The 14,362-nt window shown below is 73.3% G+C and carries 17 protein-coding genes; 11 read left to right on the top strand and 6 right to left on the bottom strand.

Translation table 11 applies throughout. From position 1 onward, the window contains the following. Window positions 1–17 precede the first annotated feature (17 nt). Window positions 18–200: a DUF397 domain-containing protein gene (locus ACIQ6Y_RS23035; RefSeq protein WP_404041820.1), complete on the bottom strand. Its 183-nt coding sequence runs from the start codon at window positions 198–200 to the stop codon at window positions 18–20. After that, window positions 188–1,045, bottom strand: a complete 858-nt coding sequence (locus tag ACIQ6Y_RS23030) for a helix-turn-helix domain-containing protein (RefSeq protein ID WP_404041819.1) — start codon at window positions 1,043–1,045, stop codon at window positions 188–190. The genes ACIQ6Y_RS23035 and ACIQ6Y_RS23030 overlap by 13 nt, the downstream gene beginning before the upstream one ends. A 156-nt stretch (window positions 1,046–1,201) precedes the next feature. Here ACIQ6Y_RS23030 and ACIQ6Y_RS23025 point away from each other — a divergent pair, with 156 nt between their 5' ends. The 4 genes from ACIQ6Y_RS23025 (at window position 1,202) to ACIQ6Y_RS23010 (ending at window position 3,561) form a co-directional block, all read left to right on the top strand. Then, window positions 1,202–1,729: an ATP-binding protein gene (locus ACIQ6Y_RS23025; protein WP_404041818.1), complete on the top strand. Its 528-nt coding sequence runs from the start codon at window positions 1,202–1,204 to the stop codon at window positions 1,727–1,729. Between the two features lie 140 nt (window positions 1,730–1,869). After that, the gene (locus ACIQ6Y_RS23020; protein WP_404041817.1) at window positions 1,870–2,721 is read left to right on the top strand and encodes a helix-turn-helix domain-containing protein; all 852 of its coding nucleotides are present in this window, start codon (window positions 1,870–1,872) and stop codon (window positions 2,719–2,721) included. Further along, on the top strand, window positions 2,715–2,879 hold the full coding sequence (locus tag ACIQ6Y_RS23015; RefSeq protein WP_404041816.1) for a hypothetical protein: 165 nt from the start codon (window positions 2,715–2,717) through the stop codon (window positions 2,877–2,879). The genes ACIQ6Y_RS23020 and ACIQ6Y_RS23015 overlap by 7 nt, the downstream gene beginning before the upstream one ends. Before the next feature lie 91 nt (window positions 2,880–2,970). Beyond that, the gene (locus tag ACIQ6Y_RS23010; protein WP_404041815.1) at window positions 2,971–3,561 is read left to right on the top strand and encodes a Uma2 family endonuclease; all 591 of its coding nucleotides are present in this window, start codon (window positions 2,971–2,973) and stop codon (window positions 3,559–3,561) included. Here ACIQ6Y_RS23010 and ACIQ6Y_RS23005 read toward each other — a convergent pair. Further along, window positions 3,552–4,478 (bottom strand): DUF3027 domain-containing protein, encoded by a 927-nt coding sequence (locus ACIQ6Y_RS23005; RefSeq protein ID WP_404041814.1) that lies wholly within the window; start codon window positions 4,476–4,478, stop codon window positions 3,552–3,554. The genes ACIQ6Y_RS23010 and ACIQ6Y_RS23005 overlap by 10 nt on opposite strands. A gap of 309 nt (window positions 4,479–4,787) precedes the next feature. On the opposite strand from ACIQ6Y_RS23005, the gene ACIQ6Y_RS23000 reads away from it, so the two are divergent. The 4 genes from ACIQ6Y_RS23000 (at window position 4,788) to ACIQ6Y_RS22985 (ending at window position 8,380) form a co-directional block, all read left to right on the top strand. Further along, window positions 4,788–6,212: an MFS transporter gene (locus ACIQ6Y_RS23000; RefSeq protein WP_404041813.1), complete on the top strand. Its 1,425-nt coding sequence runs from the start codon at window positions 4,788–4,790 to the stop codon at window positions 6,210–6,212. A gap of 133 nt (window positions 6,213–6,345) precedes the next feature. After that, a complete protein-coding gene (locus tag ACIQ6Y_RS22995; protein WP_404041812.1) occupies window positions 6,346–6,825 on the top strand; it encodes a DUF2771 domain-containing protein in 480 nt (159 codons plus the stop codon). Continuing rightward, window positions 6,792–7,544, top strand: a complete 753-nt coding sequence (locus tag ACIQ6Y_RS22990) for a futalosine hydrolase (RefSeq protein WP_404041811.1) — start codon at window positions 6,792–6,794, stop codon at window positions 7,542–7,544. The genes ACIQ6Y_RS22995 and ACIQ6Y_RS22990 overlap by 34 nt, the downstream gene beginning before the upstream one ends. Beyond that, a complete protein-coding gene (locus tag ACIQ6Y_RS22985) occupies window positions 7,541–8,380 on the top strand; it encodes a 1,4-dihydroxy-6-naphthoate synthase (protein ID WP_404041810.1) in 840 nt (279 codons plus the stop codon). The genes ACIQ6Y_RS22990 and ACIQ6Y_RS22985 overlap by 4 nt, the downstream gene beginning before the upstream one ends. 12 nt (window positions 8,381–8,392) lie before the next feature. Here the strand turns inward: ACIQ6Y_RS22985 and ACIQ6Y_RS22980 are convergent, their stop codons facing one another. After that, window positions 8,393–8,776 (bottom strand): cold-shock protein, encoded by a 384-nt coding sequence (locus tag ACIQ6Y_RS22980; protein ID WP_404041809.1) that lies wholly within the window; start codon window positions 8,774–8,776, stop codon window positions 8,393–8,395. A 151-nt stretch (window positions 8,777–8,927) separates the two neighbouring features. Between ACIQ6Y_RS22980 and ACIQ6Y_RS22975 the strand changes: the two genes are divergently transcribed. Beyond that, window positions 8,928–9,179 carry a hypothetical protein gene (locus ACIQ6Y_RS22975; RefSeq protein ID WP_404041808.1) on the top strand — a complete coding sequence of 84 codons (252 nt, stop codon included), beginning with the start codon at window positions 8,928–8,930 and terminating at the stop codon, window positions 9,177–9,179. Between the two features lie 12 nt (window positions 9,180–9,191). On the opposite strand, the gene ACIQ6Y_RS22970 is transcribed toward ACIQ6Y_RS22975, so the two are convergent. Both ACIQ6Y_RS22970 and ACIQ6Y_RS22965 read right to left on the bottom strand, forming a co-directional pair. Further along, window positions 9,192–9,836: an HAD family hydrolase gene (locus ACIQ6Y_RS22970; protein ID WP_404041807.1), complete on the bottom strand. Its 645-nt coding sequence runs from the start codon at window positions 9,834–9,836 to the stop codon at window positions 9,192–9,194. A gap of 65 nt (window positions 9,837–9,901) precedes the next feature. Then, the gene (locus ACIQ6Y_RS22965; RefSeq protein WP_404041806.1) at window positions 9,902–10,837 is read right to left on the bottom strand and encodes a hypothetical protein; all 936 of its coding nucleotides are present in this window, start codon (window positions 10,835–10,837) and stop codon (window positions 9,902–9,904) included. A 242-nt stretch (window positions 10,838–11,079) separates the two neighbouring features. Here ACIQ6Y_RS22965 and ACIQ6Y_RS22960 point away from each other — a divergent pair, with 242 nt between their 5' ends. After that, window positions 11,080–13,776, top strand: coding sequence for a helicase-associated domain-containing protein (locus tag ACIQ6Y_RS22960; protein WP_404041805.1), 2,697 nt, complete (start codon window positions 11,080–11,082; stop codon window positions 13,774–13,776). A 283-nt stretch (window positions 13,777–14,059) separates the two neighbouring features. Continuing rightward, a complete protein-coding gene (locus tag ACIQ6Y_RS22955; protein ID WP_404041804.1) occupies window positions 14,060–14,326 on the top strand; it encodes a hypothetical protein in 267 nt (88 codons plus the stop codon). Window positions 14,327–14,362: the final 36 nt, after the last annotated feature.

The raw sequence follows: 14,362 nt of genomic DNA, 5'->3' as shown, positions 1-14,362 counted from the left end.
TCGAGGAGAGTGTGCGCTCAGCCCTCCGAGGCGTAGGTGACGAAGTCGGACCAGGCGGAGGGGGTGAGGGTGAGGAGGGGGCCGTGGGTCTGCTTGGAGTCGCGGATGTGGATGGTGTGGGGGCCTTCGGCGACCTCGACGCAGGAGTCACCTTCGCTGCTGCTGCTGTAGCTGCTCTTGAACCACTTCAGGTCTTGCATGTGTCCCCCAGCAGTTGCTCAATGAAGGCCGTCGACTCACGGGGCGTGAGAGCCTGCGCCCGGATGATGCCGTAGCGCAGCTCAAGGATACGGAGATGCCGGGGCTCGTGGACCGGTCGGCCGTTGGCCACCCCGGGAGACCGGCCGACGGCTGAGCCGTCCGCGAACTTCAGCACCTCGATGCCGCCTGCGAGCCCTGCATGCTCCTCCCGGTCCATCGGCATGACCTGAAGCTCGACGTTGCGCAACTGCCCCATCTCCAGAAGGTGCTCCAGCTGGCGGCGCAGCGCTGCGGTGCCTCCGAGGGGGCGCCGGAGCGTCCACTCCTCCAGTACGAAGCTGATCTCGGGGCCCGGGTCCCGCTCGAAGACTGACTTACGAGCCACGCGTGCGGCGATGTAGCGCTCCACCTCGTCCGCGCTATAGGCAGGCCGCCGCATCATGAGCAGCCCACGCGCATACTCCGGCGTCTGCAGCAGCCCATGGACGTTCAGCGGGTCGTACAACTGAAGCTCGACCGCCTTGGCCTCCATCTTCGCCAAGGCCCGCACCTTCTTCGGGTAACGGACCTTCGCCACGTCCTCCTTCATCGCGGCGAGTAACCCCTCCGCCCGCAGCACCTCGTCCGCCCTGTCCAGATACTCCGGCTGGGGAATCCGCTTGCCGCCCTCGACCTTGTAGACGAGGTCCTCCCCGTAGCCGATGGCCTTGCCGAATTCGGGGACGCGCATCCCCACGGCCTCCCTGCGCAGCTTGAGCTGTCGTCCTACGGTCGCGATGACCGCGACGCCCCACTCGTCGTCCGGGTCGACTTCCCAGCCCGGCTCGTCCGCCTGCACCGACATAAACCCGCACCCCTCCGTCGTACGACCATGCAGCGACGCCTTACCCGTCGGCCCCACTCCGACAGCCTGGACACGGCCGGACAACGTCCGGACAGTCACCGTACGCATCGGCGTCGTCACTGTTCACGGTACGCACACGTGGCCACGCTGAGTGACGTGAACGAGCAAACAGTCATCGCCGTACGCAACTTCAGCCTCCGACTGTCCCCCACGCCCCGCGGAGCCCGCCTCGCACGTCTCCTCGCCGTGGAGCAACTCCGCACGTGGGGCCTCCCGTCGGACCCGGCGGCGCACATCGTCGCCGAGCTCGCCGCGAACGCGGTCACGCACGGCCGCGTCACGGGCCGCGACTTCCGGCTCACCGCCTACGTCGTCGGTACGACCCTCCGTATCGAGGTGACGGACACGCGCGGTGACCGGAACCCGGTTCCCCAGGACCCGGCCGACGACCAGGAGTCAGGCAGGGGCCTGCTGCTCGTCGCGGCGCTGGCCGACCGCTGGGGCGTGGCCGAGGGGCCGGCCCCACGCAAGACGGTCTGGGCGGAGGTGTCCCTGCCCGAGACACCGGCACACAGGCTGTCGTACGCCGGTGGCACAGGCGGTACCCCTGAAAAAGCACCAGGTGAAAGGACCCCACCAAGCCCACCCCTCCCGCCACGAGCGTCCGTTCGCTCGCAAGGGTGAACATCGCCAACTGGGCTGGATTCGGGGCAGGTTGTTTGCTCTACGCTCAGCGCGAGACAACCCCAGACATGTGACGGCCCTCGCAGGGACTGCCATCCCATTGCGAGGGCCTGACCACCGAGGAAGAAAAGGGCTTCCCGATGGACACCCAGCACCCTAGCGCGCCCCCCTGCGCCGAGTCCCGGACGGGCAGCAACAACCACCCGATCCGGCGGTCCAACTCCCCCCACGGCGGCCTGCGCCACGACAACACCCGCCACACCACCCGCTTCACGGTGATCGGCAACCACCTGGCCCAGCACCAGGAGTTGTCGCTGCTGGCGATCGGGCTGGCGGTGCACATCCAGTCGCTGCCGAAGCAGGCCCAGGTGGACATCAAGAGCCTGGCGGCCCGGTTCCCGGAGGGCGTGAACCGTATCGCCGGGGCCCTGCGGGAGCTGGAGGCGCACGGCTACCTGCGCCGGGAGCGCAAGCGTGTCGCAGGGGGCCGGATCGTCACCCGGACGGTCTCCTGCAACCAGCCGGGGGCCCGCCGGGAGGCTCAGCAGCACAGGCCGACCCCGCCGAAGAAGCGCACGCCCCGCAAGTCCCTCCCGGTGGTGCCCAAGCCGGCCCACCCGGCGCCGGGCCTCCTGCGCCAGGCCACGGACCTCCTGGCGGACCTGCGCCGCCACGACCCCCGCCTGCTCCTGTCGGCCCTCGACACGGCCCACCTGGCCCCGGGCGTCGCCGCCTGGCTGGAGAGAGACGTCACCCCCACCGCCGTACGCGACGCGTTGACGGCCGACCTGCCCAGAGAGGGCGTACGCCGCCCGGCCGCCCTCCTGGCCCACCGCCTGACAGCCCAGCTACCCCCGCCACCACCCTTCCGGGCGCCCGCCCCACCCCGAAGAGTCATCCACCCCCTCCAGGACTGCGAAGGCTGCGACCGCCCCTTCCGCGCCCCGTCCCCGGGCCGCTGCCGCGACTGCCGTGCCACGGAGACGTGCTGATCCCCCGCCCTGCGCCGACTCCCGATGCTCTCCGCGCCGCCCTCGCCGTCGTCGCTCCACACCGCCTCGACGAGATGCAGGCCATGAAGGACGACGCCTTCACCAAGGCGCTGGAGTGGCAGTCCCTCAGCCCTTTGCAGAGCTGGGTCCTGATCTGACAAGGCGACCGCTGCCGATCCAATGGCCTGGAGGCCGCCTAGCATGAGAGCGACGATCCTTGCCCCTGGGCACAGACGAGGAGCGAGCGCCATGACCATCGCCCCGGACGACGCACGACAGGGCGCTTCCCACCTGTATCGGGCCATGCGCGACTTCGTTCAGTCGATGGACGACTCCCTGCCCGGGAAGTTCGAGATCACCAAGGAAGGGATCGTTCACGACATGATGTCGCCGGGAGGGCCCCACGAGGTCACGGCCGCCCACGTCAGCCGACGTCTGGAGAGGCTCATGCCGGACGAGTTGCTGGCCCACACCGGCACACCCGATGTGGAGGACGAGTCCGAGGGCATCATGCGCCACCCCGACGTCATGGTGATCGCGTGGAACGACCTTGATGTCGAGGGCTCCATCGACCCCCGCACACTCATCGCCGCCATCGAGGTCGTCTCCCGCTCCAACCCCGACAACGACTGGGTCGGCAAGGTCCGCGACTACCCGCTGATCGGCATCCCCGTCTACGCGATCTTCGACCCCCGCACCGGCACCGGGGCCGTCCTCACCGACATCCACCCCACCCCCGACGGCCCGCGCTACGCGACCCGTAAGGACTTCGTCTACGGCGAGGACGTCACCATCGGCGACTGGACGATCGGCACGGAGAACCTGCCGCTCTACGAGTGACCCAGCTCCGCCGCATCCTCGTCCGTGACGTCCGGCACCGAACCCCCGTCCCGCGCCGGGCGGAGCGGGAACGGGTCGACGCGGGTCTCGTCGATGACCGGGGCGGGGGGGCGGGGTGGGGCGGGCATGACCGCGGCCTCGGAGTGGCCGCCGCAGCCGTAGGACAGGGACACGACCCTGCCGTCCGCCGGGGAGAACTCGTTGGCGCAGACGCCGAAGGCCTGGCCGAGGGAGCCGCCGATGGGGGCGAGGAAGCCGCAGCTGACGCAGGTGGCGGGGGCCGCCTGGGCCATGGGGGTCGTCGCGCCGAAGGACTCCTCCCAGCGGTCGGCCGCGATGTGCAGGCCGTAGCGGGACAGGACGCGAGCCCGGCGCATGCCGAGTTCTTCGGCCACCGCGGCGATCGAACCCCGGGACGGAACCGTCGGGAGGCTCGCCGGGGCGGCCGGCGTCACCTCGGCGTCCTCCGCCTCGACCAGTTCCGCCAGGTCCTCGGAGACGGGGGAGTTCGGTGTCGGCTCGTCCTCGCCGGTCCAGCCCGGCTCCAGGCGCAGGTCCTCGGCGTCGGTGGGCAGCAGATCGCCGGGCCCCATGTCGCCGGGGCGCAGCCGCTCGCTCCAGGGCACCCACTCGGGGGCGAGGAGGGCGTCGGGGCCGGGCAGGAGGACGACCTCGTCGAGGGTGACGACCTTCGCGCGGGAGGCCCGGGCGACGGTCACCGCCCAGCGCCAGCCGCGGTAGCCGAGCTCCTTGCACTCGAAGAAGTGCGTGACCACCCGGTCGCCCTCGGAGACCAGTCCGGCGTGCTCGCCGACCACGCCGGGGGCGGCAGCCTCCTCGGCTGCGGCGCGGGCGAGGTCGACCGCCTCGGCGCACAGGCGGTCAGGGGTGCGGCTTCGCGTGGTCGCTGCGCTCACAGGTATCGCTTCTCTCCTACGCCGTCTCTCGTGGGTGCCTCCTCGGCGGCGGCGCGGACGGAGCGGACCTGTGGGCCGCGTCGACGTCCGCCTCCGATCACACTCGGGCGCACCTGTGCCATCCATTGTGCGGGATGGCTGAGATACGCACGCTACCTGTTCGCGCGCGCTCGGCCTACACCGACGTGGTTTCCTGATCGATCGGAGTGATCTTCACCGGCCTCCGCCGGGGCCCGCGAACCGCGAAAGTACGGGGCCATACGCGCGGTAACCGCACTACACATGCCCGGTTCGGGGCACTATGGCGTCGTGGCAGCCGCGAGGTCGTCCCAGGGAACCACCGGTGTCGGTGGGGTCAACGGGAGCAGCCGGGGTGGCGGTACGGGCCGGTTCCGCGGCTCCGTCCGCCGGGTGGGGCGTGCCCTGCACCTGCCGCTGACCGGCCCGGCGCGCGGTATCAGAAAGGCCACGCACGCGCAGGGGGCCGGCGAGTCGGGCCTGGGCAAGCTGATCGAGCTGCACGGCGTGAACGGCGCCGGCGACATGATGATCACGGTCGCGCTGGCCTCCACCGTCTTCTTCTCCGTGCCCACCGACGAGGCCCGTGGCCGGGTCGCGCTCTACCTCGCCATCACGATGGCGCCCTTCACGCTGCTCGCCCCGGTGATCGGCCCGCTCCTGGACCGCGTACCGCACGGGCGCCGGGCCGCGATGGCGATGGCGATGCTGGCGCGGGCGCTGCTCGCCCTGGTGCTGTCGGGTGCGGTGATCTCGGGCAGTCTCCAGCTGTACCCGGCGGCGCTCGGCGTGCTGGTGGCGTCCAAGGCGTACGGCGTGGTGCGCAGCGCGGTGGTGCCGCGGCTGCTGCCGCCGATGTTCTCGCTGGTGAAGGCGAACTCCCGGGTCACCCTGGGCGGGCTGCTGGCCACCGGGATCGCGGCGCCGGTGGGGGCGGGGCTGCAGGCGATCGGGCCGCGTTGGCCACTGTACGGGGCGTTCGTGCTGTTCGTGGCGGGTACGGTCCTGTCGTTCACGCTGCCCCCGAAGGTCGACTCGGCGCGCGGCGAGGACCGGGCGCTGCTGGCGGCGGACGCCGAGCATCTGCACGGGCCGCATCTCAAGCCCGTCAAGCGGCCGGGGCTGCGGACGGTCGGCCCGGCGGTCACCCACGCCCTCGGCGCGAACTGCGCGCTGCGCTGTCTGTCCGGGTTCCTGATCTTCTTCCTGGCGTTCCTGCTGCGTGAGCATCCGATGACCGGGCAGAGCGCGGCGGTGTCGCTGGGCATGGTCGCGGTCGCGGCGGGCGTGGGCAACGCGGCCGGTACGGCGGTGGGGGCGTGGCTGCGCTCGCGGGCGCCGGAGATCATCATCGTGACGGTGGTGGCGCTGGTGCTGGGCGCGGCGGTCGTCGCGGCCGTGTTCTTCGGGGCGGCGCTGGTGGCGGGCCTGGCCGCGTTCGCGGGCTTCGCCCAGGCCCTGGCCAAGCTGTCGCTGGACGCCCTGATCCAGCGCGACGTCCCCGAACAGGTCCGCACCTCGGCCTTCGCCCGCTCCGAGACCCTGTTGCAGATGTCGTGGGTGTTCGGCGGCGCGGTCGGTATCGCCATGCCGCTGAACGGCGCCCTGGGCCTGTCGGTGGGGGCCGCGATCGTGGCGGCGGGCTGGCTGACGACCCTGCGGGGGCTGCTGAGCTCGGCCCGGCACAGCGGGGCGCAGCGGACGCGGGTGGCGTGAGCCCACCGGCGGTCCCGGCCCGGGTCGAGGCCGGCGTGCGTGAGGTGTGCCGCCAGGTGCGAGTGGCGTAACCCACGGCATGGCCCCGCCCCCAGGTGGGTGGGCGGGCCGGGGGGCCCGATAGCCTTCGGCCATGACCACGCTGCAATCCGCTGTGCGACGCCGCCGCGCCGTCGCCGCCGCCGGCGCCGTTTGTGCCGGACTGCTCGTCCTCACGGCCTGCGACAAGCCGACGCCCGTCTCGACGGTCACCGTCGGTTCGAGCTCGGTCAACGCCGAGGCCGTCTGCTACAACGACGGCGACAAGCTGGACGCCAAGTCGCTGGGCAAGTGCGCCAAGAACACCGACGACATCGAGTCCATCGAGGTGGGCCAGGACGAGACCGTCCGCTTCGGTGTCGACCCGGAGATCGCGGACGAGGGCTGGGTGGTCCTGGTGAACGGCCGCCAGTTCACCGACGCCAGCAAGAAGACGTACCGCACGATCCCCAGCAGCGCGTTCTTCAACGCCCAGTACGGCACCGAGGGCGACACCAACACCGTCTCCATCCAGGAGGGCGAGAAGGGCGTCAAGGGCCTGTGGTCCTTCAAGCTGAAGAAGGCCGAGGACTGACCACGCCCGCCTCACGCGTCCTCGTCGCCACCGCCGTCCCTGCCGAACGGGACGCGGTGGCGCGGGCGTTCCCGGAGCCGCCCGCCGAGGTGGACCTGCCCGGCGCGGTCCTGCACCGGCTGCCGGACGGCGGCCCGGACCTGCTGGCCGCCGGGGTGGGCCCGGCCCGCGCCGCCGCGTCGGTGTCGGCCGCGCTGACGGCCGCCGCCCTGGACGGGACGCCGTACACGCTGGTCGTGTCCGCCGGTGTCGCGGGCGGATTCCTGCCCGCCGCTCCCGTCGGCTCGCTCGTCGTCGCCGACGCGATCACCGTCGCCGACCTGGGCGCGGAGAGCGCCGACGGCTTCCTGCCGGTCACCGAGCTCGGCTTCGGGACCGTCACCCACCGTCCGCCCGAGGACCTCGTACGGCAGTGCGCCGCCGCCACCGGCGCGGCGACGGGCGCCGTGCTGACCGTCTCCACCGTCACCGGCACCGCCGCCCGCGCCGAGGCCCTGCGCCGGCGTCACCCGGGTGTCCTCGCCGAGGCGATGGAGGGCTTCGGGGTCGCCGAGGCGGCCGCCGCGCTGCACGGCACGCCCGTGCTGGAGATCCGCGCGGTCTCCAACCCCGTCGGCCCGCGCGACCGCGCCGCCTGGCGCATCGGCGACGCGCTCGCCGCCCTGACGACGGCCTTCGGGAAGCTCGCACCCGTCCTGAAGAGTTGGAAACCGGCATGAGCCTGCGGATCGCGTACTCCCCCTGCCCGAACGACACCTTCGTCTTCGACGCCCTCGCCCACGGCCGCGTCCCCGGCGCACCCGCGCTGGACGTGACGTTCGCCGACATCGACATCACCAACGGCATGGCCGAGCGCGGCGAGTTCGACGTGCTGAAGGTGTCGTACGCCGTCCTGCCGTACGTCCTCGACGAGTACGCCCTGCTGCCCTGCGGGGGCGCGCTGGGGCGGGGCTGCGGGCCGCTGGTGCTGACCCGGGAGGCGGGCGCCGACCTCAAGGGCGCGACGATCGCGGTGCCGAGCCGGACCTCGACGGCGTACCTGCTGTTCCGGCTGTGGGCTGCGGACACGATCCCGGACGGGGTCGGCGAGATCGTGGTGATGCCGTTCCACGAGATCATGCCGGCGGTGCGCGACGGGAAGGTCGACGCGGGTCTCGTGATCCACGAGGCGCGGTTCACGTACCAGGACTACGGGCTGCACAAGCTGGCCGACATGGGCGAGCACTGGGAGAGCACCACCGGGCTGCCCATCCCGCTCGGCGCGATCATCGCCAAGCGGTCGCTGGGCGCGGACACGCTGCGACTCCTCGCCGACTCGGTCCGTACATCCGTACGAGCCGCGTGGGACGACCCCGAGGCCTCCCGGCCGTACGTCATGGAGCACGCCCAGGAGATGGATCCGGCGGTCGCCGACCAGCACATCGGGCTGTACGTCAACGAGTTCACGGCCGATCTCGGCGAGGACGGCTACGCGGCCGTGCGCGGGCTGCTCACACGCGCGACGGCCGAGGGGCTGCTGCCGCCCCTCGGGCCGGACGCGCTGGACTTTCCGTAAGTCCGGGGTGGCTCAGACGTCGAGCTGGTCGGCGACCGCGCGCAGCAGGCCGGCGACCTTCTTGCCGGCGGTCTTCTCGGGGTAGCGGCCGCGCTCCAGGGTCTGCGTCACGTTCTCCAGGAGCGTGGTCAGGTCCTGCACGATGGAGGCCAGTTCGTCCGGCTTCTTGCGCTGGGCGGCCGCGACCGACGGGGTGGGCTCCAGGAGCGTCACCGACAGGGCCTGGTCGCCGCGCTGACCGGCGACGACCCCGAACTCCACGCGCTGTCCCGGCTTGAGCGTCTCGACTCCGGCGGGGAGAACCGAGGAATGGACGAAGACGTCACCGCCGTCGTCGCGGGAGAGAAAGCCGAAGCCCTTCTCGCTGTTGAACCACTTGACCTTGCCGGTAGGCACGTCTGTCCTCGTCCTCGTACTCGTCGGAAAATTGCTTATAACGCCATGCGGCGGGTCGTCCCTGACCCGCCGGTACCCAGGCTAATGGTCCCCGGGCGGCTGACAAGACGTCGCCCGGTTGTTCCTTCGGGCTGGGAACTACCCTGGTCGGGTGCGTGACAAAACCCAAACGAATTCCGCCGCGCCCGGTGACCGACTGATCCGCGCGGGCGCGATCGTGTTCTTCCTCGGTGCGGTGGCCACTCTGGTCACTCTGGCCCCGCTGCTGCTGGGGACGACGCCTTTTCCGACATACATGTTCGGGCTGAGCATGCTGATGGGCGTCGGATTCCTGATCGCGGGCGCGGGGGTGCTGCGCTCGATCGCCGCGGGGCGGCGACGGGCTCGCGCGGCCGCCTCGTAGGAGGGGCTTTTTTCAGCCGCGGGTGGTCTCCAGGTGGCCGGCCAGCCACTGCGGGAATTCGGTGAGGTCCGTGAGGACGACGTCGGCGCCCGCCGCGCGCAGCTCCTCCGCTCCGAAGGGGCCCGTCGCCACGGTGACCGACAGGGCGTCCGCCGCGCGGGCCCCGCGCACATCGCCCTCGTGGTCGCCTACGTACACGCCCGCGCCGTGCTCGCGCAGCGCCACCGCCTTCTGCTCGGCCCACAGGTCGCCGGCCAGCACGTCCGGCCGGATGCCCAGGTGCTCCAGGTGCAGCTCGGCGTTGGGCTCGTACTTCGCGGTGACCACGAGCGAGCGCCCGCCCGCCTCGTGCACGGCGTCGATCGCCTCGCGGGCGCCGGGCAGCGCGAGGGTGCCGGTGATGGCGTACGTCGGGTACAGCGACCGGTACAGATCGGCCATCTCCTGGACGTGCGCGGCCGGGAACCAGTTCGCTATCTCCTCCACCAGCGGCGGACCCAGCCGGGTGACCGCGAGGTCGGCGTCGATGAACGTCCCCGTGCGCTCGGCGAGCGCCGTGTAGCAGGCGTGGATGCCGGGGCGGGAGTCGATCAGGGTCATGTCGAGGTCGAAGCCGACGGTGATCGCGGGTGCGGTGGAGTAGGCCATATGGGCCATTGTGCCGGGGGCGTGCGGACGGGGTCCGGGTGTCTCACTTCTGTCGCGTACGGGGTCCAGGCGTCTCACTTCTGGCGTTGGGAGCGCCAGAAGAGGAACAGGGCGGAGGCGAGGGCGGCACCGCGCAGCACCCAGGGGTAGGTGTCGGTGAGGGCGTCGGCGGTGTGGCCCTGGGCGATGGGGTCGCCCCAGCGGCCGGCGCCGCGGCCCCACAGCCAGACCAGGCCGGCGGCGACGACGAGGCCCGGCACGACCAGGACCGTGCCCTTGATCTCCGCCTTGGTCAGCCGCCGCGAGGCCCAGACGATCAGCCAGCCGAGGGCCATCGGCTCCGGCCGGCCGACCACCGCGCCCGCCGCCAGCAGCGCGACCGCGCACAGCAGCACGGGGTTGTTCCACCGGCGTACGGCGGGCAGCCTCAGCCGCCGGCGGCGCCCGGAAGCCTCCTCCTCGGCTTCCTCGGCCTCCTCGGGGTCCTCCTTGTCCTCCTCGGGTGCCTCCTCCTTGCGCGGGGGGCGTTTGAGGAGCTCGGGGATCGTCACGCCGCCGACGAAGCCGGGGACCTCGTCGCCGGGGCCGTAGGGGCCGCTGTTCTCCACCCGCCACCAGTCCGGCTGCGTCACGCTGTCGCCGAGTTCGTCGGCGGTGGCCAGGTGCGGGGGCGCGGCGCCCTCGGAGCGGGGGCGGGGCACGCCGGGGCGGGGGGTGTCGGCGCCGTCGCGCTGGACGGGTACGGCGGCGGGTCCGGGTGCCTGCTCGGCGGTGACACGGCCCCTGGCGCCGGCGGCCGTGACGACGTCGTCCGGGGTGCCGATGCGCTCGATGATGCGGCGCACCGCGGCCGGGGAGTCCACCACCGCCTTCGCGCGTCTGCGGTCGATCTCGTCCCGCAGCGCGGAGACCAGGCGCATGCGCTCGGCCGAGGGCAGCTGCCTCTGGTGCGCCACGTCTCCCACGCGGCTCAGATACTCGTAGACGACTTGGTCGCTCTCGATCCCCACGGGCACGAAGGTACCGCGCGGACGGTCGGGGGCGGCTGATCTCGCCTTCGCGCTGCGGGTGGTTGCGGGTTGCTCGCGCAGTTCCCCGCGCCCCTGGGGACGTCGCCCCAAGGGCATCGCCTTCAGGGGCGCGGGGAACTGCGCGACCGGCCACACGCGGCCCGCAGACCGGGGAGGTCGGCAGCCACCCGCCTCGGTCCGGCCCCGCCTCACTGTCGGCGGCACCCGCTAACGTGGGCAAGATGAGCACCGAGGCCCCGGCTCCCCGGTCCCTTGCGGAAGCGCTCCGCAACAGGGACGACTCCTCGCTGGCCGCGCTGTTGCGCAGCCGCCCCGACCTCATCACCCCTGTGCCGACCGACCTGACGCAGCTCGCCACGCGGGCGGGGACACGCGCGTCGGTCGTCCGTGCCCTGGAGCGGCTGGACCGGTTCGCGCTGCAGACGGCGGAGGCGCTGGCGGTGGCGGGCGATCCGGCGTCGTACGAGGAGCTGCTCGGGCTGATGGCCGGCGACGACGGCGACCCGCTGGTGGCGGCCGCGCTGCCGCAGGCGCTCGGCACGCTGCGGGAGCAGGCGCTGGTGTGGGGCGGCGACGACCGGCTGCGGCTGGTGCGCACGGCCCGGGAGCTGCTCGCGCCCTCGCCGCAGCATCCGTCCCCGACGGGCCTCGGGCCGACCGTGCGGGAGGCGACGGCGGGCATGTCGCCGGGGCGGATCCAGGAGATCGTGACCGCGGCCGGGCTGCCGTCCACCCATGACCCGGTGTCCGCCGCCGACGCGCTGAGCGGGCTGTTCCGGGACCGGACGCGGCTGTCGGCGCTGCTCGACGAGGCGCCGGCGGACTCGGTGGAGGTGCTGGAGCGGCTGGTGTGGGGGCCGCCGTACGGGCAGGTGACCGCCGATCCGGCGCCCCGGCTGCGCTGGCTCCTGGACCGCGGGCTGCTGCTGCCGACCGCGCCGGGCACGGTGGTGCTGCCGCGTGAGGTGGCTCTGCATCTGCGGGCCGGGCGGGCGCACCGTACGCCGGAGCCGGTGCCGCCCGCGGTCGTGGCGGCGGCCACGCACGGCGCGAAGGTGGTGGACTCGACCGCGGCCGGGCAGGCGTTCACGGCGCTGGCGACCGTCGAGGAGCTGCTGAAGGAGTGGCACGAGGGCGGTCCCGCGGTGCTGCGGGCCGGCGGGCTGAGCGTGCGCGACCTGAAGCGGACGGCGGTCGCGCTGGACGTGTCGGAGCCGGTCGCCGCGTTCTGGGTGGAACTGGCGTACGGGGCCGGGCTGATCGCGTCCGACGGCGAGGCCGACGAGCGGTACGCGGCGACCCCCGCCTACGACGAGTGGCTGGAGCGCCCCGGCGCCGAGCGGTGGGCGCAGCTCGCCGAGACCTGGCTGCGGGCGACGCGCACCTCCGGTGTGATCGGCGGCCGGGACGCCAAGGACCGCACCCTGTCGGCACTGGGCCCGGGCCTCGACCGGTCGGCCGCGCCCGAGGTGCGCCACCGGGTACTGGTCCTGCTGGCCGGCCTGCCCGAGGGCGCGGCCCCCGACCCCGAGTCGGTACTGGCCCGGCTCCACTGGGAGCGGCCCCTGCGCGGCGGCCGACGCGACGAGGACGACCTGCGCACCAGGCTGGCCCGCTGGACCCTGACGGAGGCGGAGCTGCTCGGTGTGACGGGGCGCGGCGCGCTGTCGTCACAGGGGCGGGCGCTGTTGGCGCTGCCGGGGTCGGGCGGGGCCGGACGCCGCGGGGCCGGGGGCGCGGGGTGGTCCTCGGGGGGCCTTGTGCGGCCTGCCGGGGAGGCGTCTGCGGGCGGGGGCGGTCTCGCGCGGCCTGCGGGGGAGGCGCTCGGCGCCGGGGAGACGCTCGCTGCCGGGGAGGCAGTCGCCGCCGGCGAGGCAGTCGCCGCCTATGAGGGCGGTCCCGGTGACAAGCTTCCCGTCCATCACAGGCCCGTGCCCGTCGAGCCGCTCTCCGCCACCGAGCAGGCCGTCGCCTCGGCGGCGGCCGCCCGGCTGCTCGCGCCGCTGCTGCCGGAGCCGCTGGACCATGTGCTGCTGCAGGCCGACCTGACGGCGGTGGCGCCGGGTCCGCTGGAGCGGCCGCTGGCCGACATGCTCGGGGTGCTCGCGGACGTCGAGTCCAAGGGCGGTGCGACGGTCTACCGCTTCACGCCCGCCTCGGTACGCCGGGCCCTGGACGCCGGCCGGACCGCGTCCGACCTGCACGCCTTCCTCGCCGCGCACTCCCGTACGCCGGTCCCGCAGCCGCTCGCGTACCTGATCGACGACGTGGCCCGCAGGCACGGGCATCTGCGGGTGGGCGCGGCCTCGGCGTACGTGCGCTGCGACGACGACGCCCTGCTGAACGAGATCGTCGCCGACAAGCGGGCCGCCGGGCTGCGGCTGCGCCGCCTCGCACCGACCGTGCTGGCCGCGCAGGCCGACCCGGCGTCGCTGCTGGAGGGGCTGCGCGCGATGGGCTTCGCACCGGCGGCCGAGTCGGCGGAGGGCGACGTCCTGATCACCCGCGCCCACGCCCACCGCACGCCGCCGCGCACCGCGCCCGAGCCGGTCCCGGACGGCCCTCCGACCCCCGACACCACGCTCCTTACGGCGGCGATCCGGGCCATCCGTGCGGGCGACCTGGCCTCCACGGCCCCGCGCAAGCCGGTGGACGGCCCGGACGACGCCCCTCTCGCGCCCGGCGAACTCCCCCGCACCTCCCCCGCCGAGACCCTCGCCACCATGCAGGCCGCCGTCCTCACCGGCCAGGCCCTCTGGATCGGCTACGTCAACGCCGAGGGCGCCGCCAGCCAGCGCGTCATCGCCCCCGTCCGCGTCGAGGGCGGCTTCGTCACGGCGTACGACCACACGGCGGACGAGGTCCGCACGTACCCGCTGCACCGGATCACGGGCGTGGCGGAGCTGGCGGAGGAGTAGCCCCCCGGGGGAGGGCGGGCCCGCCCGAAGAATGTCCGACCCCGAAGACCGGCCCGCCTCGAAGGCCGACCCGCCCCCGCCGCCAGGGCCCTGTCGCCCGCGTCCGGGGGCCGCCCGAATCCGCTCGGACACGCCTGTGACCAGGCCGGACAGCCCCCGTGTGTCCCGGACATGTCCCGGACGGGGCAAGCCGTTGAGCGGGTCCACGTGCCCCCGCCAGTGTTCGGTTCGTCAGCCGGTCCCGTCAGCGGGGCCGGTGCGGATCGGATGGAAGGACACACGCATGTCGGTGACGAGCGCGTCGAAGACCACGGCCGTCGCGGGGGCGGTCCTGGCCCTGATGGCGGGCGGGGTGGCCACGGCCGGGCCGGCCCACGCGGCGCCCGCTCCGGGGGCGGCGGCAGCGGACATCGCGCTGGGGCAGTACCAGAGCACCAACGCGGAGGTGCGCAAGCGGATCTACGAGGGGGACGCCAAGGACGGCGACACCGAGAAGAACAACTGCAACTTCTACACCGGCTTCTGGACGGCGAAGGCCAACTACCGCTGAGACGGCACCAGCGCGCCGCGCCACGGCACCATCACC

This window comes from Streptomyces sp. NPDC096205, from assembly GCF_044763135.1.
GTDB lineage: Bacteria > Actinomycetota > Actinomycetes > Streptomycetales > Streptomycetaceae > Streptomyces.
The sequence above is the reverse complement of the archived record's forward strand: the minus strand, read 5'-3'. Positions and strand labels throughout refer to the sequence as shown.

Excerpts from the sequence above, each read along its gene's own strand:
- ACIQ6Y_RS23035 (WP_404041820.1), bottom strand. The coding sequence starts at position 200 with ATGCAAGACCTGAAGTGGTTCAAGAGCAGCTACAGCAGCAGCAGCGAA.
- ACIQ6Y_RS23030 (WP_404041819.1), bottom strand. The coding sequence starts at position 1,045 with ATGTCGGTGCAGGCGGACGAGCCGGGCTGGGAAGTCGACCCGGACGAC.
- ACIQ6Y_RS23020 (WP_404041817.1), top strand. The coding sequence starts at position 1,870 with ATGGACACCCAGCACCCTAGCGCGCCCCCCTGCGCCGAGTCCCGGACG.
- ACIQ6Y_RS23010 (WP_404041815.1), top strand. The coding sequence starts at position 2,971 with ATGACCATCGCCCCGGACGACGCACGACAGGGCGCTTCCCACCTGTAT.
- ACIQ6Y_RS22995 (WP_404041812.1), top strand. The coding sequence starts at position 6,346 with ATGACCACGCTGCAATCCGCTGTGCGACGCCGCCGCGCCGTCGCCGCC.
- ACIQ6Y_RS22985 (WP_404041810.1), top strand. The coding sequence starts at position 7,541 with ATGAGCCTGCGGATCGCGTACTCCCCCTGCCCGAACGACACCTTCGTC.
- ACIQ6Y_RS22970 (WP_404041807.1), bottom strand. The coding sequence starts at position 9,836 with ATGGCCCATATGGCCTACTCCACCGCACCCGCGATCACCGTCGGCTTC.
- ACIQ6Y_RS22960 (WP_404041805.1), top strand. The coding sequence starts at position 11,080 with ATGAGCACCGAGGCCCCGGCTCCCCGGTCCCTTGCGGAAGCGCTCCGC.
- ACIQ6Y_RS22955 (WP_404041804.1), top strand. The coding sequence starts at position 14,060 with ATGTCGGTGACGAGCGCGTCGAAGACCACGGCCGTCGCGGGGGCGGTC.